Annotated in this window: 15 protein-coding genes; 8 read left to right on the forward strand and 7 right to left on the reverse strand. The window is 61.6% G+C overall.

The features are described from left to right. Positions 1 to 573 precede the first annotated feature (573 nt). The 3 genes from VFZ66_10005 to VFZ66_10015 all read right to left on the reverse strand — a co-directional run bounded on the left by VFZ66_10005 (position 574) and on the right by VFZ66_10015 (position 3,170). Complete coding sequence (locus VFZ66_10005; GenBank protein ID HEX6289514.1) at positions 574 to 861, reverse strand: hypothetical protein; 288 nt, start codon at positions 859 to 861, stop codon at positions 574 to 576. Positions 862 to 1,242: 381 nt separating this feature from the next. Then, positions 1,243 to 2,136 (reverse strand): hypothetical protein, encoded by an 894-nt coding sequence (locus tag VFZ66_10010; protein HEX6289515.1) that lies wholly within the window; start codon positions 2,134 to 2,136, stop codon positions 1,243 to 1,245. Positions 2,137 to 2,753: 617 nt separating this feature from the next. After that, positions 2,754 to 3,170, reverse strand: coding sequence for a JAB domain-containing protein (locus tag VFZ66_10015; GenBank protein HEX6289516.1), 417 nt, complete (start codon positions 3,168 to 3,170; stop codon positions 2,754 to 2,756). A gap of 2,000 nt (positions 3,171 to 5,170) precedes the next feature. Here VFZ66_10015 and VFZ66_10020 point away from each other — a divergent pair. The 3 genes from VFZ66_10020 (at position 5,171) to VFZ66_10030 (ending at position 9,984) form a co-directional block, all read left to right on the forward strand. After that, positions 5,171 to 7,699 carry an ATP-binding protein gene (locus VFZ66_10020; GenBank protein HEX6289517.1) on the forward strand — a complete coding sequence of 843 codons (2,529 nt, stop codon included), beginning with the start codon at positions 5,171 to 5,173 and terminating at the stop codon, positions 7,697 to 7,699. A 119-nt stretch (positions 7,700 to 7,818) separates the two neighbouring features. Further along, positions 7,819 to 8,127 (forward strand): ribosome assembly RNA-binding protein YhbY, encoded by a 309-nt coding sequence (gene yhbY / locus VFZ66_10025; protein HEX6289518.1) that lies wholly within the window; start codon positions 7,819 to 7,821, stop codon positions 8,125 to 8,127. Between the two features lie 252 nt (positions 8,128 to 8,379). Beyond that, positions 8,380 to 9,984, forward strand: coding sequence for a cellulase family glycosylhydrolase (locus VFZ66_10030; protein HEX6289519.1), 1,605 nt, complete (start codon positions 8,380 to 8,382; stop codon positions 9,982 to 9,984). Between the two features lie 142 nt (positions 9,985 to 10,126). Here VFZ66_10030 and rarD read toward each other — a convergent pair whose 3' ends face one another. After that, complete coding sequence (rarD, locus tag VFZ66_10035; GenBank protein HEX6289520.1) at positions 10,127 to 11,026, reverse strand: EamA family transporter RarD; 900 nt, start codon at positions 11,024 to 11,026, stop codon at positions 10,127 to 10,129. Between the two features lie 326 nt (positions 11,027 to 11,352). Here rarD and pepT point away from each other — a divergent pair, with 326 nt between their 5' ends. The 3 genes from pepT to VFZ66_10050 all read left to right on the forward strand — a co-directional run bounded on the left by pepT (position 11,353) and on the right by VFZ66_10050 (position 14,279). After that, positions 11,353 to 12,594 carry a peptidase T gene (gene pepT, locus VFZ66_10040; protein ID HEX6289521.1) on the forward strand — a complete coding sequence of 414 codons (1,242 nt, stop codon included), beginning with the start codon at positions 11,353 to 11,355 and terminating at the stop codon, positions 12,592 to 12,594. A gap of 56 nt (positions 12,595 to 12,650) precedes the next feature. Continuing rightward, complete coding sequence (locus VFZ66_10045) at positions 12,651 to 13,760, forward strand: phosphotransferase (protein HEX6289522.1); 1,110 nt, start codon at positions 12,651 to 12,653, stop codon at positions 13,758 to 13,760. A 132-nt stretch (positions 13,761 to 13,892) separates the two neighbouring features. After that, positions 13,893 to 14,279, forward strand: coding sequence for a RidA family protein (locus VFZ66_10050; GenBank protein HEX6289523.1), 387 nt, complete (start codon positions 13,893 to 13,895; stop codon positions 14,277 to 14,279). Positions 14,280 to 14,490: 211 nt separating this feature from the next. On the opposite strand, the gene VFZ66_10055 is transcribed toward VFZ66_10050, so the two are convergent. Next, a complete protein-coding gene (locus VFZ66_10055) occupies positions 14,491 to 15,567 on the reverse strand; it encodes a M28 family peptidase (protein ID HEX6289524.1) in 1,077 nt (358 codons plus the stop codon). A 153-nt stretch (positions 15,568 to 15,720) separates the two neighbouring features. Here VFZ66_10055 and VFZ66_10060 point away from each other — a divergent pair, with 153 nt between their 5' ends. Further along, positions 15,721 to 16,308, forward strand: coding sequence for a TIGR00730 family Rossman fold protein (locus tag VFZ66_10060; protein HEX6289525.1), 588 nt, complete (start codon positions 15,721 to 15,723; stop codon positions 16,306 to 16,308). Positions 16,309 to 16,379: 71 nt separating this feature from the next. Here VFZ66_10060 and gtfA read toward each other — a convergent pair whose 3' ends face one another. Then, positions 16,380 to 17,867, reverse strand: a complete 1,488-nt coding sequence (gene gtfA / locus VFZ66_10065; GenBank protein ID HEX6289526.1) for a sucrose phosphorylase — start codon at positions 17,865 to 17,867, stop codon at positions 16,380 to 16,382. Positions 17,868 to 18,323: 456 nt separating this feature from the next. Between gtfA and VFZ66_10070 the strand changes: the two genes are divergently transcribed. Continuing rightward, positions 18,324 to 18,617: a hypothetical protein gene (locus VFZ66_10070; protein ID HEX6289527.1), complete on the forward strand. Its 294-nt coding sequence runs from the start codon at positions 18,324 to 18,326 to the stop codon at positions 18,615 to 18,617. Between the two features lie 40 nt (positions 18,618 to 18,657). On the opposite strand, the gene VFZ66_10075 is transcribed toward VFZ66_10070, so the two are convergent. After that, on the reverse strand, positions 18,658 to 19,086 hold the full coding sequence (locus VFZ66_10075) for a nuclear transport factor 2 family protein (protein HEX6289528.1): 429 nt from the start codon (positions 19,084 to 19,086) through the stop codon (positions 18,658 to 18,660). Positions 19,087 to 19,280 lie beyond the last annotated feature (194 nt).

A 19,280-nucleotide genomic window follows, 5' to 3' on the forward strand; every position in this document is an offset into this window, starting at 1 on the left:
GATGGTCTTGCTAAACGTGGACAATTCCGTGCTATCGGTAAGGTTAACCGTAAGGTAGGCCCTTTATACTCCTTAACATGGCAACATAACCACTAAACGGAGGTATCACCGGCACGAACCAACATCAAGCGCTTTACTGATGATCGAAACGCTCACTCCACGATTTTCGTTTTCGCTTCGTCCTACTACAACATCGAGGAGGCACCATATGTACCAACCAATGAACGCTGGTATCTATCGACTGACTGAGCGGGCCTAAGGTCTGCGGCCCAAATCTGGACGGTTCACCATCCCCAGGGCATTACCCACAACTGCTATCTCATCGAGCGAAAACACCACCGACGGTAGCCGCGCAATACGGACTACCCATACGGTACGCATTATCATCTTCATGCGGTTATTTGGAGGGGCGCGGCAGTAACATGCCAGGACGTTTGGCACCCGCACGGTGCTAGAACCGGGTGCCCTTCGGGCGTCGTATCCCGGCGTGGCACCCGGTGAATTATGCCCCAGCTCCAAAGCTCACCGCGTTGACAAGCTGCTCCGTGAGGCGATCGAAGCAACTCCTACCGATCAGCCACCTTTGCCCAGGCCCGACGTTCCATCAGTGATCGAGCTATTCGTCCCACCGGCGAGATTATCGACGCCTGGTGCGCTGCTGCCAAGCTCATGAGCGCCAGCAGGACCCGACGGCTCGCTCTCGCCTTTGTTGGAAGCTTCGGGAGAAACATCCGCGAGCACCCCAGGAATCTGCGAAGTATCGCCCTCGCCGGTCGTCTCGGCACTGTCGCCGCTGATCCGCACGTTATCGTCGCTCCCGTAGCCGCCGACCATGTTTTCTCGCTCTGACCGATCGCTCATAGATTAGCCCACCTTCCCATCTTCTCAACCAGCACGCAACGCATGCGCTCGTCGCTGATCCACACGCCACACGAGCCTGGCGCTGCAAAACATATGCCAGCGACCACGATCCTCTCTACCGTATCCATCGCCGCTTCGCACGTCCACATCAGTGGCCGAGGTCGTTGCGGCGGGCCGCTGGATAGTACAAAAACGTAATTATCGCGATACCGGGAACCTGCGTGGTACTCAGGACCATGGTCCCATAGTCGGACGTGGTAGGCAGGAGTATCGTAGAGGCATCCGTTACAGCATGATACTCGACCAACTGGGGGGTGGGCCGAGCATCACACTGTAACGGTTTTTTCATGCATCACCCCGATCAGACCTGGGCCGGGTACCTCAAAAGCCAATCTGATCGATCCTGAACTGCTCGCTGATGCGCATCGGCAGCTCTTTGATGCAGTTGTACACACGAGTATCTTCATACAGCCCTTGCTCCACAAAATGCCGTACGATCTCGCGGCGCTCCCAGCCCTCCAAGAACAGACCAAGCACCTCGCTATGCAGCGGATAGCGCGCCTGCCACTCCTCGGCGATCGTCTCCAGCCGCCCACGCGCCGCGCGCGGCCCGCCAAGCGCCCGAAGCAGATGCTTGATATACTCCGCGCTGGCGACCGATGCGATCGTCGCCTCGCGCACCGCTTTCTGGTTAGCCGTCGGAAACCGCGTGAGCCAGCCGAGCACCAGGGTAATATCCTCCGCTGTCCACATATCGATATGAGCGGCTCGAACCGCCTGCAACACACGGCCCGCAACCGTCTGCAACACCCCAAAAACCCGCGTATACTCGGCACAGGCATCGCCGGAGGGCACGGGCGCTGGACGCTGCACCAGCTCATACAGCATCCCAAGCGACTCATCCGACAGCGGAGCGGCCACCACATGATGGCACCCGCCAACCAGCGCTTCTGTCTCGCTCTCCGTCTCAGGTTGGGTGGCGAGGCCAACCAGCCAGGTGGCGCGCATCTCATGCGCCTGCATATGACGGGTAAAGATTGCGGCTAAGAGCGAGCCCGGCAGTTCGGGAAATCCGGGCTCGGTGCCCAGCACATCCAGCAAAATGAGCGATGGAGGCGTGCGTCGGGGTGCCGTGAGCAGTTGGAGCGCCTCGGCGTATCCGTCGAGCAGCGAATAGGCGGTCCTCACCTTAAAGCCAATCTCCACCAGCCTGCGACGCTGGCGGAGAATCGTTGAGCCGTGAGCGGCGATCAGCAGCGCGGTAGGCCGCTGCACACGGTGCCGCGAGGGTTGGTGAGACGCCTGGGGATCATCCGGCATCGTGTACGGAGCGTAACGCTCTTGAATGAGAGGGCGTCCCGCAGTGAACACGATCACAGCAAACCCTGCGCAGATCGACACTTCTACCTGAACATCCGCAACAGAGCGCAAAGCTTCTACCTGGACATCCACAACAGAGCGCAAAGCTTCCGTAGAGGGGGCGATCGCAGTGGCGAGTTCTGTGCAATACATAGCTACGATACACCTTGCTGATCGATGCTCCCTGGGTGGGGGCAGGCCCCTGGAACATCACACCTACTCCGGGCCGTCAGTCGAACATCCGGCGCGGGCAGCACAGCGCCTAGCGATGAAATTTCGAGCACGCCACGCGATGTTGCTGCTGCCTGCTGCCGCCATATCGGTTGAGCATATAAAACTATCAGCGAGAATTACTACAAGCTATCAGAGAATGCCTGGCTTGACAAGGGGCCAATCCGAACTAATTTTCTAAAAATTCACCCCTCGTCGGCACGATTCGATCATCTGCGGAGCGCCTGTGAGCACTGCATGCCGCGACAATTCCCGCTCTCACGCATAACGTGGGGCAGGTGAGATGCCTGCCCCACGTGCGATTATGTCTTCCAGGTAGCGAATTTCTGGGGGAATTTCTCGCGGAGACTCACCCAATGCCCGCGCCCGATGATCAGGTGATCGAGCACTTCCACGTCAAGGAGCTTACCCACGATCACAGCCTGCCGCGTGACCAGCAGATCGCCGGAGGGGTGATTGTGGACGAGGATGATCGCCGCGCTGTTGCGCCGGAATGCCTCGCGGAAGAGTTCGATCGTGCGGGACTCCACCGCGCTAAGCTGGCCCTGATACACGGTGTGGATCGTCTGGACGCGCTTGAGGATATCCAGGCAGATCACCCGAAGCTGCTCCTGCTGAAGATGGCTCATCTCCGCCATCAGCAGCGCGGCCCCATCCGCCGGGCATGTCACCCGCCCGGCGGGCAGCGGACGCAGCACAGCGCTCAGCACCCTGATCATGGCCCGCACCTCAGGCGGCGGCGCGTCCGTCAGCAGCGCGGCCCGCAGAGAATCGCCAGTGTGCGCGGCAAGCGTACGCAGCGCGCACGTCGAGGTAGGGAGCGATTGCGTCGCGCAAGATCTGCTCCTGTGAGCGTTTGCGGCGCTTCATCGCGACACCTCACAGGAAGAACACGGAACACAGGCGAGAATCAAGAGCTGAGAGTGGGAAACAGAGATCTCGAAGTGGGGAACCGATCCGGCGGGCGTGGGAAAACAAGCCGCGCATGGTACAATCAGCGATACGGCCATGAAAGAGACTTCCTTTCTTGGTCTGAGGTTCGTCCCAGGTGGGTAATAGCACCGGGGGCGAACCGCTCTTTAAGTTGTGCGCCGATTATATACCGTCGTACGCCGATTTGTCTAGCGCGCAAATCGCCCGAATCGCCGCGCGGATGGCCCGATCGTCCACGCTGCGACTGCTCAAAAGAGGCGGAAAAGAGGCGGATTTTTGCGTTACTCATCCTCCGTTTGGGCGGCCAATTCCACATCCCGTCAGGTTGAAGCACGAGCCGGGCCGCGCGCAGGGGCATATGACGTACGCCCTCGATTTGCGATTGACATCAATCGCCTGGAGGAGTTGATAATGCCAGTATCTAACGCGGAGTGGACATGCGCGCTACGGAACGTTATTATGTAGCCATGCACGGCATCGACAGCATGCGCAGGCGCGCATAGATCAGCGGCAGCGAAGGCCATGCGAGAGAGATAAACGGGTGCAGCGCGCGCATGCCCAACCACACAGCAGCAGATTAGCAGGTACCACGTAGCGGAGCCTGCGCGCAGAGACGCTGCCAGAAGGGTGAGTGGTGAGAGCGCAGAGTGCTTATCGCACCTGCGACAGATCACGAACCAGACAAAGCGAAAAAGAGACAGAAGGTGATCACCATCGCCATGAGATGCCTATGGCTAGGCGGCGATGTCCAACGGAAAGTCAGGCGACTTGAGTGGATCCAGCAACCGTTTCTCAGGCAGATGGCGAACCGCCTGGTTGTCAGCTAGCCCCGGCCCCGCGTTTAACCGATAGCATCCCAGTAGGGCGGTACTGATGCGACCGACGTTGTTCCGATCCGATCCCAGTAGGGAGGCACTGATACCACGGAAGCTGCCTCGATCCCATCCCAATACGGCGGTACTGATGCGGCGGAAGCTGCCTCGATCCCATCCCAATACGGCGGTACTGATGCGGCGGAAGAAAGCCCGACAAGATGGACCATCCCGAGTGGACCGGCTACGATCGCCAGCGTGGACAACAGATGACGTCGCATGAGTCGTTTCACGAGAGTCTCCTACAGCACTAGAGAATCCTGATAATTAATCATTAGAATAGCATATACAGCGAACGATCTCAATAGGAGTCTAACATGGATAATCTCTCACCAACACTCCGTTGGTATCTCGCCATCGTCTACACCTGTGGCTCTATTGTTACAGGCATTTCGTTCTATCTGAACCCGACGCTATCGGGTGACAACAGCGCATTTTGGGTGTTCATGGGATTGATTGTTGCCGTGAACAGCGTCCCCGCCAGATACACCTTCACGAAGACGATGCTCATAACCACGACAGTAGACGTGGCCGCAGCCTGGGTTCTATCACCAATTCATGTTATTCTCATCATATTTGTGGGGCATATTGTTCACGCACGGGGCAGAAAAGCATGGTATAAAGTTTTTTTTAATATCGCTGCTCATACTATCAGCATCGGCACAACTGCTTTCATATTTTCGTACATTATCAAAAGCCCGACTCCTATATCTCCAATCAACGCCATCATCATTTTAATCACCTGTACACTTTATATTACTTCTAGTGTATTCTTTTTGAGTACTGTTTCTGCTCTCTCGGATTCCGAAACGCCTCATACCTTTGATAAGTTCAAATATCATGTTTTAGATTCATTCTCCTACATTGACATCGTTCTTTTCGTTTATGGCGTCGTCCTGGGTAATCTCTGGTTTATGAGCCCGTTTCTGTTCGCCTTCGGTGTCTTGGCGGTCTTTGCCATGCAGTGGGCGCTGCGGCTCAACACCGATCTGATCAAGCTGTCGGAGAAACAGCAGCACGTACAGGAGGCGATGACCAGCCTGCTGGTTGCGGAGGATGTGTCGCAGCAGCTTAATCTTCTGCTACGGCAACTTACCGACGTATTTGCCATTGAGCGGGTACGCATTGTGCTCTTTGGCATCAACGCCGACGACGAGCCGCTGATCGTCACATCGCCGACAGCGGTGGATCTGGAACAGATCTGCACCAAGACCGATCTCTTACGTCAACTTAACACCGAGCACGAAATGCGGCGCATCGATCGCGATCCGGCCTACGCGGCCTACTGCACGATGCCGACGTTCCTGGTGCCGCTCGCGACCTCCAACGAGGTCATCGGCGCGATGCTCTTCGCCATGCCGAGAACCGCCCTTGAGACGATCGAGTCGCGGCTGCTGATCACCTACACGACACAGGCGGCACTGGCCGTCGTGCAATCGCAGCTGATTGATCGTATCCAGGCGTCGCAAGAGCAACTGGTTCGCTCCGAGCGGCTGGCGGCGGTCGGCACGCTCGCGGCGAGCCTGGCCCACGAGTTCAACAATATTCTGGCGATCATCAGCAGCACCGCCGAGCTAGCGGCGATGAAGCCGGAGTGCGAGACGCATCGCAAGTCGCTCAGCCTGATCGGGATGACCGCCAAGCGCGGCGGCAGCATCACGCGCGGCCTGCTGACGTTTACGCGCCAGATCGAGCCGTACCGCGAGCTTGCTAACCTTCACGATGCGATCGAGCCTGTGCTGGCGATGCTCAAAACGCGCTTCCGAGATACCAAGGTGCATGTCGTGCGCGACTTCGGCACGGTGCCGCCGCTGGTCTGCGACATCGGCCTGCTGTCGCAAGTGGTGCTCAATCTGGTGACAAACGCGCTCGACGCGATGTATCCTACCGGCGGCACGCTCACGATCAAGCTGTGGGCAGAGGACAACACGATTAAGCTGCGCATCTCCGACACCGGCACAGGCATACCCGACGAGATTCGCTCCACGCTCTTCGAGCCGTTCACCACCTCCAAGCAGCACGCCGAGGAGGGTATTCTAGGCGGCAATGGGCTGGGACTGGCGATCACGCATGGCATTGTCACCAGCCACGACGGCACGATCGATGTCGATTCGACCCCAGGGCAGGGTACGGCGATCACCGTGACTCTGCCAGCCTCCAAGTCGGAACTGCCAGAGAGCGTTCAAGTGCTACCGGTGCCGGGGCTGGAGCGGCTGCGGGTGATGGTCGTCGATGACGAGCCGCTGATCGCGATGGCGCTGGCGCAGATCGTCGAGATGGAAAATCATCACGTTACCTGGCTGAGCGATCCTGAGCTGGCGCTGGTGCATATCAGCCAGGCACCGCCGGATATTCTGATGGCCGATATGCACATGCCCCGGCTGGACGGTCTGACGCTGATTCAGTTTGCCAAAGAGTTCGCGCCCGCCATGCAGCAGATCGTGGTGACGGGACAGATTCAGGCGCACCAGCGGAGCGAGGTCCGCACGCTGGGTGTAGAGGTCGTGCATAAGCCCTTCTCGGTGGCTGATATTCGCGCCGCGCTCGGCAGAGCGGCGCTGGCGCTGGGTGCGGGCGAGAGCCACGCCGCGCCAGTCCATCCGGGCCGCAGCGAAGAGCTAGAGATCGCCCCAACGATCAGCCAGCAGGAGCTTAACCCCGCGATCCGCAGCACGGTACGGCATCAACTCATGAATCATGTCACGGCGCTTGAGGGGCTGGTGCCGATCCTTCAGCAGACGCTGTATGGGCAGCCCGCAGCACCAAGCTCGCTCGACGGCCCGACGCTGCTGCGGCACATGGCGCGTGTTGTGGGCGCGCTAGGCGTGGTGGTGCGCGCCCAGCGGCTCCTCTACCTCTCCGACCACGATAACAAGCCGATCGTGCTGCCGGTCGCGCCCGTGACGCTCTACCACCAGTTGATCGAGGCCAAAAACCGGGTAAGCGCCGGATTTCTCCCGCACGAGCAGATCACGATCGAGGTGGATTGCCCGCCGGACCTTGAGATCGACGGCAACGCGATGAGCCTGCTGACCGCGATCACCGCCGCGATCTACAACGCCGCTGAGGCGATAGCGCGCCATGCCAGCGGCGACGAGCAGAACATCACCGTGTCCGCTCATGATCAGGGCGAGATCGTGGCGCTACGCGTCGCAGACACAGGGCCAGGCTTTGCACCGCAACTGCTGGAGCAGATCGCCGCTACGATCGATCAGGGGCAGGGCGAGCAGTTTATCGGGTCGCTCCAGCCACGGCACGGCACGGGCCTGGGCATCGCCCTGATGGTGCGAGTTGCCCGTCTGCACGCCGGCACGATCGCCTTCGGCAACCACGCCGAGCGCCGGGGCGCGTGGGTCGAGCTGCTGCTGCCCAAGAAGGCGATGCTGGAAGCGGCCCAGCTCAGCCCCAGCGCCAACATCGTCCTCGAACGAGTGCCGGGCTAGGACGAAGAACAAAGAACAAGAGAACCAAGGAAGCAAGGGAACAAGGAAAGCTTGAAACTTTGAACTCGAAACTTGAAACTTGGAACTTGGAACTCGCAACCGCCAGGAGGCACGATCCCATGCGCGAGCTAACCAACACACAGCGCCAGCATCTACGCCGCATCGCCCACGATTTAAAGTCAGTGGTCCAGATCGGCAAGCAGGGCTTGACCGAGCAGGCGCTGGCGTCGATCGATCGCACGCTCGAAGCGCGTGAGCTGATCAAAGTCAAGTTTCTGGACTTTCAAGATCAGAAGCAGGAGCTCTCAGAGAGCATCGCCGAGCAGCTCAACGCCGCGCTGATCGGCGTGGTCGGTAACGTCGCGATCCTGTATCGGCAGCAGGTCGATCCCGACAAGCGCAAGATCGATCTGTCGGCGGCGTCTTAAGCTGGGCGGCGCGCGAGCCATCCAAGAGCCTTGCCCGAATCCGGGGCGGTCGCGCGGTGATTCCAGAGCAGTGCCCGGCGGTCGAGCGCCAGACCGTATCCAAGCGCGTTTTACCGCGTTTAAACCACCACACGCACGATCACCCAAACAGGCACCAGGCCAGTCAGCGCTCATCAGCCGTCAGCGCGCTTACGATCCTGAACATCTACCCGGCGCAATGGTCGCGACCGCACTCATAGAGGAGGCACGGGCATGGAGGCACATCGGCGACGTTGGAACGTCTGGTCATTGATCGCACTCTGTACGCTCCTGGTGGGCTCGCTCACCATGGGCGCGCCGCGAACACACGCGGCAGGTGGCTGGACCACCGGCGGCAACCGGATTCTTGATCCGGCGGGCGGGCAGTTTATCATCAGCGGCATCAACTGGTACGGCTTCGAGACGCGCGACGCGATCGTTCATGGCATGTGGTCACGCAACTACACGGCGATCCTCGACGATGTCAAGCGCTACGGCTATAACACGGTGCGAATCCCGTTCTCCAACAGCATGTGGGAAAGCAATCCCGCTCCCGGAGCAAGCAAGATCAGCGCCTGCCCAACCTGCAAAGGCAAGCGTGCCCGCGACATCCTGGCGCTGATCGTCAACTACGCGGGATCGATCGGCCTGCATGTCATTCTGGACAACCACCGCTCGACCGCCGGAAACTCGGCTCAAGAGAACGGCCTCTGGTACACCAGCGGCTTCTCGGAGCAAGCCTGGATTCGCGACTGGGTCAGCGTGCAGGAGTGGGTCCACGGCATTCCGCAGACCTTGGGAGCGCCCGACACGATCACCGCGAACTATCTGGCGTCGGATGGCTTTCCGATCGTGCTGGGCTACGATCTGCGCAACGAGCCGCACACCCCCGCGCGCACCCCGTACCTCGACGGCGCTACCTGGGGCACCGGCGACGGCATCGATCCACGGATCAACCCCAACCCGAATCCATTCGCCCCGGCCTGTGTCGCCGCCTCTACCTGTCACGACTGGCGGCTGGCGGCGGAGCGCGCGGGCACCACGATCTTCGGCGAAGCGGCACGGCGCGGCTGGAGCTATCCGCTGATCTTCGTCGGCGGGATCGGCTCGTATCCCACGGCGAGCGGAAACGCTGCCAGCGGTCCATACGACGGCTACTGGTGGGGCGGGAATCTGCTGGGCGTCAACGGCAACGCCAACAATCCGGGCGCGCCGATCGTCTTCAACGCCGGTGGTAGCGCGAGCGGCCTGGGCGCGGCGATACCCAACCAGCTGGTCTACTCCGCGCATGACTACGGGCCGGTGCTCTACAGGCAAGCCTGGTTCAACACAGGCACCTGCTACAAGAGCGGCTGCTCGGCGTCCAGCCTGGCGGATGTCTGGCGCAAATACTGGGCGCATCTCAACCTGGCGGGCGGCGTCAACCCGGTCTGGCCCGGACATGCTGCGTACCCGTGGAGCAACACCGGGCACACAGCCTACAGCCAGGCGCCGATATGGGTGGGCGAGTTCGGCACCGGCAATGCCGATAGCGATCTGCTGTCGACGGGCGCGGGATCGCAGGGACAGTGGTTCACCGCGATGATCAACTTCATCCAGAGCAGCTATGCCGTCACGCCCGCCAACGATTCGGGCGTTCCGGTGCAGGCGTTGAACTGGACCTACTGGGCGCTGAACGACGAAGACAGCTACGCGCTGCTCGGCGCGAGCTACACCGGCCTGGAAAATCCCAAGAAAGAGTACTCGTTCCTGTGCTTTATCCAGCGCGGGCCGCTGGCGATTCCACCGGGCAGCGGCGCCGGTCAGTGCGGCTCGACCGGCCCGCTGCCTGCGCCGTAAGAACACGGGCAGCACGGCGCATCGTCAGGGGAGGGGCCGGGGGAACAAGGGAACAAGGAAACAAGGGAACAAGGTTTCAGCCGTTGTTCTTTTGTTCCTTTGTTCTTTTGTTCTTTCGCCAACATCCCGGCCTTTCGGCGCGCTAGGACTTCTGCGCAATCGTGTGGAGCCGCGCGGATCGTCCACTGCGCAGCAGCCCCTCGACGCTATAGATCGCCAGCGCCAGCCAGATCAGGCAGAAGCCGATCAGCCGATCGCCGCTGAGCGACTCGCCGTAGATCAGCACGCCGATCAGGAGTTGCATCGTCGGCGCGATATATTGCAGAATACCCGTCAGGGTCAGCGTAATGCGCCGCGCGCCTGAGGCAAACAGCAGCAGCGGCAGCGCCGTCGCGACACCCGAAGCGACCAGCAGCAGGCTCGTCGTGAGATCGGTATGAGCGAACGCGCCGCGTCCGGCCCACTCAAGATAGATCAGATAGGCCAGCGCGGGCGGAAAGAGCAGCAGCGTCTCCAGGGTCAGGCCCTCAAGCGAGTTGAGCGACGCGGTTTTTCGCAGCAGACCATAGATTCCGAACGAGCCGGCCAGCGTCAGCGCGATCCACGGCAGCGCGCCGTACTGCACCGTCAGATAGAGCACGCCGCTGACCGCGACCGCAATCGCCACAGCCTGCCAGCGACGCAGCCGCTCCTTCAAAAAGAGCGTGCCCAGCAGCACGTTGACCAGCGGATTGATGAAGTAGCCCAGGCTCGTCTCGACGATGTATCCAGCGTTAACGGCCCAGATATAGATAAACCAGTTGAGCGAGAGCAGCACCGCAGTTGTGGTAAAGGCCAGCAGCACGCTAGCATTCTGGAAGACCACGCCCAGCCAGGCCCAGTGGCCTTGAACGGCCAGCAGCGCCAGCACAAAGACCAGCGACCAGACCATTCGATGCGCTAGAATTTCGAGCGCAGGCACGTGGTGCAGCGCCTTCCAAAAGATCGGGAGCAGACCCCATAGGATATACGCGCCCGCAGCGTAGAGCACACCCTTATTCATCGTCTCATGTCCTTCCGTTGTCGGAAACGCCTCACGCGCTCCTATCAATCGCTGCTGGCGGAATATGCGGCACAATGGTACCCTTTGGCGGATACATCATGTCGCAAAGATTGTTACACTGTTTGTGGACAGGCCCCGCATGCGCTGCGCCGTAGTGTACCAGGGAATGCGGCAGCCACACCACCGCCAAGGCGAGACGCCGCGAGTTTGTTGGTCTTAAGTCCAATCCATGGCCGGCGCATCCGGCAGCTATAGGCTGCTGATAGCAGGCGCAACCAGTATCGGCGCGCAGCAGCGTCGATTGTGCCACGACAAGGAGTAAATCGATGACCGATCTGACCACCGCTCTTGAAACACGCTTGCTGCGCTACGTACAGGTAGATACGCAGAGCAACGAAGCTTCAAGCACGGTGCCGAGCACACGCGGACAGCTAGAGCTGCTGAAACAGCTTCAGCAAGAGTTGGAGACGCTGGGCGCGCAGGATGTCCGCTGCAACGACCAGGGCTTTGTGATCGCGACGGTTCCGGCGACCGTCGATGCAGAGGGCCTATCCACGATCGCCTTCTTTGCGCATGTGGACACCGCACCGGCCTTCCATGCTACAGGCGTCAAGCCGCTGGTCCACCGCAGCTACGACGGCAAGCCGATCGTGCTGCCCGACGATCCGACGCAGGTGCTCTCTCCGGAGGTCAACCCGTACCTGGGCGAGAAGATCGGCGACGACATCATCACCGCCAGCGGCACCACGCTGCTCGGCGCCGACGATAAGGCCGGTGTCGCGATCATCATGACGCTGGTGGAGTATCTGCTGGCACATCCCGATATTCCGCATGGCGAGATCCGCGTGTGCTTCACGCCCGACGAAGAGATCGGCACCGGCATCAACCATCTTGACGTGGCCGCGCTGGCTGCCGATTTCGGCTACACGCTCGACGGCGGCGAGGTTGGCAAGCTGGTCTATGAGACGTTCTCCGCCGACAAAGCCGTTGTGACGATCACCGGCGTCTCGACGCATACCGGCACGGCGTTCGGGTCGATGGTCAACGCGCTGCCGCTCGCCGCGAAGATTATCGGCATGCTGCCGCAGCACACGCGCACGCCCGAAACGACCCAGGGACGCGACGGCTTTATCCACGTGTACAATATCGACGGCGGCGCGGCGGCGGCGACCGTTTCGTTCCTGATCCGCGATTTCGAGATCGAGGGCCTCAACAGCCACGGCGATCTGATCCGCTCGGTCTGCGCGGCGGTCCAGGCGACGGAGCCACGCGCCACGATCACCTGCACGATCACGCCGCAGTACCGCAACATGCGCTACTGGCTGGAGCATGATATGCGCGCGGTCGATGTCGCGGTGCGCGCAATGCGCGCGGCGGGCATCGAGCCGATCTTCGAGCCGACGCGCGGCGGCACCGATGGCTCGAAGCTGACCGAGCGCGGCCTGCCCACGCCGAATCTGTTCACCGGCATGCAGGATATTCACGGCCCGCTGGAGTGGATCAGCGTGCAGGATATGGAGAAGGCGCTCAAGGTCTGTGTCGAGCTGGTACGTACGGCGGCAGCCTGAGCCCATGCGGTGGCCTTATCGCTCTTACCCGGCATGATCCTGCAACAGCGAGCCTTATGGATGCATTGATCTTCAACTCGGTCGAGCAGATGACCAGCGTGGTCGGACTCCGCGCGATCATCGGAGAGGCGGTGACGGTCGTCAAGCGCTCCCCGCTGCCGGTCGCGCATCATTCGGGTAATACGCTGGAGCGGGTGATCGCGCGCAGGCGCGGGATGGAGCGGCGCTTTGTGCTCAAGCGCTTCTCGATCGAGCGCGACTGGATCATGCGCCTGACGCACGATGATGCCGTGCGCGAGTTGGCGCTCTTTCGGCACGGCATCTACACGCGCCTGCCAGATACATGCTACGTGCCGATCATCGCGGCGGCGCGGGATGGCTCGTCGTGGGCCAGCCTTATGGCGGATGTGACGGATGGCCTCGCGCCAGCGGATGACGCGCCGATCGCCGCCGCCGATCTCCGGCGCTATCTGGCGCAGCTCGCGGCGGTTCATGCCCGCTTTCTGCACGACGACTCGCTGCTCGATCCGGCGCTCGGTCTGTCGACGGTGCGCGACTTCGCGCTGATTCTCTCGCCCAGGCTTGTGCGCGATGAGTGCGCCGAGGGTCGCGGCCATGCGGTGCTTGAGGCGGCGCAGCGCGGCTGGCGCGTCTTCGACGAGATCGCGCCGCCGGAGGTGGTCCAGGCGATCGAGCATCTGGAGCGCGCTCCGGACCCGCTCCTCGCGCTGATTGATCACATGCCGCACACGCTGGTCCACGGCGACTTCAAGACCGCCAATCTTGGAGCGTGGCCGCCCGTCGTGCCGGGAGAGCCAGCCAGTACACACCGGACGATCATCTTGGATTGGCAGGACGCGACCTACGGCCCGCCGCTGCTGGACCTGGGCTACTTCCTGGCGATCAGCGCGCTGCGGCTGCCGGTGACAAAGGAGGCGGCAATCCAGATGTACCGCGACGCGCTGACCGCGTGCGGCTATCGCTACCCGCAGCAGACGTGGCAGCGCGATCTCGATCTGGGCCTGCTGACGGGCGGCGCGCTGCGGCTGCTGTGGCAGAAAGCGCTGGGCACCCAGGCGCAAGATCCGAAGCTACGGCAGCGCCAGCGCGAGGAAGTTCGCTGGTGGTCTACGGTTGTGCTGCGCGCCGGTCGCTGGCTGACCTGATGAGAACACGGTTATACACGTTATGTAACATTGCCGTTGGCTGTGCTGCTGGACTGGTCTATATTATGTCACTTTGCAGATAGACATGCGGCTGGAACCGGCGCGCCGTCGACGAACACAAGGAGATCGATCATGGGGATTCAGCGCATCAACGCCGATGGCCTGCTTCGGCTTCCGGCGTTCAGCCACGCGGTCATCGCGGGGGATTTTATCTACGTATCGGGCACGCTCGGAACCAAGCCGGGAGCGCGCGATCTGGTCGAGGGCGGCACCAGCCCGCAGACGACGCAGACGCTCCGCAACATCGAGACGATCTTGCGCTCCTGCGACGCCTCGCTGGACGATGTGGTGAAGGTCAACGTGTTCCTGGCGGATATGACGACCTTCGGCGAGATGAACGAGGCGTACATCGCGGTGATGGGCGCTGAGCCTCCGGCGCGAATCACCGTGGGCCGCGCGGCGCTAGCGCTCGGCGCTGCGGTTGAGATCGACTGTATCGCTTACAAGCCGCGATCGTAGGGCATGATCAAGGTTTCGGGCTGCGGTCCTCACCCCGGGCCCTTCCCCAAACCTCGGCAGGTGAGGCGGAGAATCTGTGCCCGGCTCTTGGTGCCTGGTGCCTGGTTCTTCCTTTGTGCCCTTATTCGGTTCTCGGTTCTCGGTTCTTTCTTCTCCCGCACCCCCGGCCTGCGCTGCGCTCGGCGCTTTGTTCCCCTGTTCTCTCGCTCCCCTATGGATCGTGAATCAGCTCCGCAACCTGTGCAATAGCGCCAGCCGTCGCGCCGACGATCGCGGCCAGCCGCTCGTAATCCAGCTTCTCCGGCGTGTCGGTAGGCCGGTGGTAATGGCGATAGCGAAAGTTGGCGGTGTCGGTGATCAGCAGCGCGGGCAGGCCAGCCTCCCAAAAGGGCAGATGATCGCTGCGGGCAAAATTGCGCACGGCAGGCACCCAGCGATGCAGCAGCGGCCCGACGATCGGCAGGTCGTTGGGCGCGCGCAGCAGCAGCGGGCTATCCGGCCCGGCCAGACGCGACAGCCCCGCCGCGAAGGTCGAGGCAAGCGGCAGCGCGTTCCAGTTATAGATCACCGCGGTAAAATCGCCGCGCATCTGACGAGCGCTGATCCACGCAGCCTGCCTGGGATAGAGCAGACCAATGCCCGACGGCAGACGTTGGGTGTTGGGCGCGGAGGCGGTGTAGGCCATCGTCTCGAAGTTGATCGCCGCCAGCACGCGACGCTCATGCCGTAGCTCGGAGACGAGCGCCCTGGCCCCGAAGAAGCCGATCTCCTCCATATCCGTCGCTGCCAGGATCACGCTATGCTCGAACCGGCAGGGCGCGAGCACGCGCGCCAGCTCCAGCAGTGCCGCGACCGACGCGCCGTTGTCGTTCGCGCCCGGCGAATGCGTGATTGTATCGTGGTGGGCCAGCACGACGATCGCAGCCGTCGATCGTTCGCCCGGCTTGCACGCGACGATATTCGCGCCTTCCAGGTGGCGATAGATCGTCGGCGGAGCCTGCGAACGCCCCTCGTTGTGGTAGCCCAGGACGCCTGAGACGCCGCTAAAGGCAAATGGACGCCACTCAGCAGCCCAGCCTGCCGCCCGCAGCTCGTCGACGATCAGTCGATCAGCCTCAGCCATCGCGTCCGGCGCGCGCATGCGGTTGCGAGGCGCGGGCAATACAGCCACGTCCGAGCGCAGCCGCTCGACGCCGATCCGGCTCTGAATCTGATCGATCCAGGCAGCTAAGGCCGGGCTCAGCGACGCGTGCCGGTTTTTCGCCTGATCGCTCCTGGCAGTGTACACAACGATCTCCTTCCGCTCTGCATCTAGCGCTCCAACAGCGGCGTCTATGATAGTGCATGAATCCGGCTGCGGCGAGTACCACGCGCCACAGCCTGGTACACTTGCCTTGAGGAAAGAGCCGACGCCAAGCGTTTCGAGCAAGGATGGTATCGTATGCAGATCCAGCGTATTTGTGTTTTTTGCGGCTCAAGTCCGGGCCGCTCACCTGCGTACATGGGCGCTGCCCGCGCGCTGGGGCTGGCCCTGGCGCGGCGCAAGATTGGGCTGGTCTACGGCGGCGCGCATGTCGGGCTGATGGGCGAGATCGCCAACGCCGTGATCGAGCACGGCGGGCATGTCACCGGCGTTATGCCCCGCGCGCTGATCGAGCGCGAGATCGCCCACCAGGGCCTCGCCGAGCTGCGGGTCGTCGACTCGATGCACCAGCGCAAGGCGCTGATGGCCGAGCTGTCCGACGGATTTATCGCGCTGCCGGGCGGCTTCGGCACGCTCGAAGAGTTTTTCGAGATCGTCACCTGGGCGCAGCTTGGGCTGCACCGCAAGCCCTGCGGGCTGCTCAACCAGAGCGGCTTCTTCGACCAACTGCGCGCATTTCTGGACTTTGCGGTCGGAGAGCAGTTCATCCGGCCACAGCACCGCGCGATGATCCTGGTTGAGGCCGATCCCGACCGGCTGCTGGATTGCTTCGACGCCTATCAGGCACCAGCCGTCGCCAAATGGATCGATCGGCAGGAGACGTAGCCAGGGACGAACGTTGAAAGTTCCAGGTTCCAAGTTCGACGAACTCGAAACTTGAAACCCGGAACTCGAATCTAGCAGCCGCAGTGCTCAAACAGGTTGAACTGTCGGGCCTGCCCGTCTTCGCTGTAGCCGATGGTGTAGCTGCCTGTCTGGAAATCGATCACCAGCCGCGCCCACTGCTCCGCGCCGTCCCAGCGCAGACTCAGCACGTGATCGGTGCTATCCTCCAGCGTAAACGCCCCACCAAACGCCGGATGTTCATTCCGAAAGCGGATCAGCCGGAACACGTCTCGAACGACCGGCTGCTCCAGCGCGTGCTGCACGTCATCCCAGGCATAGTAGCGGCGATTGATGTCACGGCCCACGCCCGTCTTCGCCAGCAGTTGCATATCGTTGGTGCCCGCCAGCAGCCCGACGTAATATACCTGGGGAATGCCGGGCGCAAAAAACTGGATCGCGCGCGCCAGCAGGTACTCGCGGTCGTTCTTGCCCAGGGCATCGTAGTAGGTGCAGTTGACCTGATACACGTCGAGATTCGATGTCGCCGCGCGGGTCGCCCGACGGCTCTGGCCGCCGCTTCTGACATGGATCGTCTCGATCAGCGCGCTCACATCCTCAGGTGGTATCAGCCCGGCTCCCGCGACCGGATCGGCGGTGTCCGCTCCGACATCGATCACACCGATGCCATCGTGCGTATCGAGCACCGTGATGGCGTTACGCGGGCTGATCGTCAGCCAGCGCTGAAGATAACGCGCGGTTTGGTTGAAGAACGCGTGCAGGATCAGCGGCGGCAGGGCAAAATCATAGACCATGTCGACGTGCTGGGCAATCACGATCTGCTGCTGGTAGTAGGAGTGAACTTCGACCAGCACCTCGATGCCAAGCGACCGGGCGTAGCGCGTGATCGCGGCGATAAAGTCGTACGTCTCCGGCAGCATAAAACAGCTCGTGCCCGGCAGCTTAATCGCATAGCCCACAGCATCCAGCCGGATCGCGCGAATGCCGCTGCGGTGAAAGGTTTGGAGGATCGATCGCAGGTACGCCTGGCCCTGCGGGTGCAGCACGTCGATGTCGAGCTGCTGCGGGTCGAAGGTCGTCCACAGGATACGCTTCGTGCCATCCTTCAGCGTGGCGCAGGTAAAGGGCAAGCCGGGCCGGGGACGGTAGATCCGCAGCAAATCCGCCTCGGTCGCGCCCTGCGGAAAGATGCTCCCGAAGGTCAGAAACAAGCCGCTGTAGGCCGAGTCCGCGCCGCGTGCCCAATAATCCCGAAACTGCGGCGACTCGGACGAGATATGGTTGACGATCAGATCGGCCAGGATCTCGACATCGTGACTCAACACCTGAATATCGGCCCACGACCCAAGCCGCGAGTCGACTACGGTATGATCGATCGGATCGAAGCCCGCGTCGACGCCGTCGATCGGATCGAAAAACGGCAGGATATGCACGCCGCCGAAAAGACCTTTGAGGGGACCAGACAGGAGCCGGTGCAGCCCGGCGAAGCCCTCGCCACCGAGTCGGTCGGCGTAGGTGATCAGTTGAACCTGGTTGCGCATCGTTTCGCCCTGGCAGTAAGAAGACGCCGAAGCTCGCAGAACCTCGTAGCGCGGAGCCTTGCTGCGGCATCCCAGCTTGAGACACGGTGCTGATCATACCATGCGACGCATCCGATGGCGCTGCTGGATGTAGCACCGCCGCCTCCGAAGTGATAGGAATCTGATAGTATTCTTATAGAGTAATAGAGCGATACTATTGATTGGGGGGTAAACATCCAATATCACAATCGCCGCACACGCACGATCCGCAACGTGTTGCCACACGCAGACACGAGCAGCGCGACCAGCGTAGGTTGGCTGAGCTGTGGTGGGGATCGGCGGCGAGAATGCTGAGGAGGAATCGCCATGCTGCACAATGCCCTAGTGTCTCTGATCTTACTCTTCTCGCTGTCCCTCGACGCCGTGAGATATCGGGAGGGGCGGGCTGGATTTGCCGCACATTATCGACCTGGCCTGATGGATCAAGTGGCGCGCCGCCGAGGCATGCCTTCGGTGCCCTGCATGGTCGCCAGCCCATACTATGGCCTGGGCGCATGGGTCTATGTACATAGCCAGAAGTATGCACAGACCTTGCACTGCCGGATCACCGACGTGCCGCATCCACATCACCGCCCCAGCATTGTGCGCCGCAATATCGTCGTCGAGTTTGATTTCAACAGCGCGCGGACGATGTGCCGCATTCAGCGCTATAATCAAGAGCCGCCGCAGGCATGTCCAGTCATTATCTCACCGGCATCCGCGCCGAAGTAGTGGAGGGAGCGCCAAGCACAAAGAAACAGGGGATCGGCGATCAGGCGTCGGGGGGCGGCGAAGCAGGCGCGGATCGGCGATCCTCGATTTCATCCGACTGGCCGAAACCAGCTTCGGCCAGGGCCGAAGCCAGGCTATCATAGCGCTTGAACTGAACAATCCGTCGCCCTTCGACGCGAAAGCGCGATGCAACATCCGCCTCACCCACCACGTCGCTGGTTTCGGCGGATCGCCAGACGCCATGTTGCGCGACGACAACAACCGTGTCACGGACAAACATCCGCCGGGTTTCGAGCGTCAGGCCCGCGCGCTGAAGCCAGTCGCGCAGCAGGTGCCGCCCATAGCCGGAGCCGCGCGGGCCAATCATCTCGATATTGGGATCGGACAGCTCCATCAGCCGATCAATATCCTGCCGGTTGGCAGCATCTTGCCACGCCTCGACAACTGCCACGATGTCCGTGTGCTGCATCTACGTTCTCCTTCGCTCGTCAACGCTCTTGATCATACCGATGCAGCACTGCCCAGGCACCGATCATTCGGACAGGGTTTCGTTGAACGAAGAAGAGCAGCAGGCCAAAGAGGCCGGGGCGCTGGCGGATATTAGGTCAGGCGGCGATCCCCAAAGACCACCGCGACCGCCTCGGACGTGCGCGCGGCCTGTGC

The sequence above is a fragment of the Herpetosiphonaceae bacterium genome, from assembly GCA_036374795.1.
Classification (GTDB): Bacteria; Chloroflexota; Chloroflexia; order Chloroflexales; family Kallotenuaceae; genus LB3-1.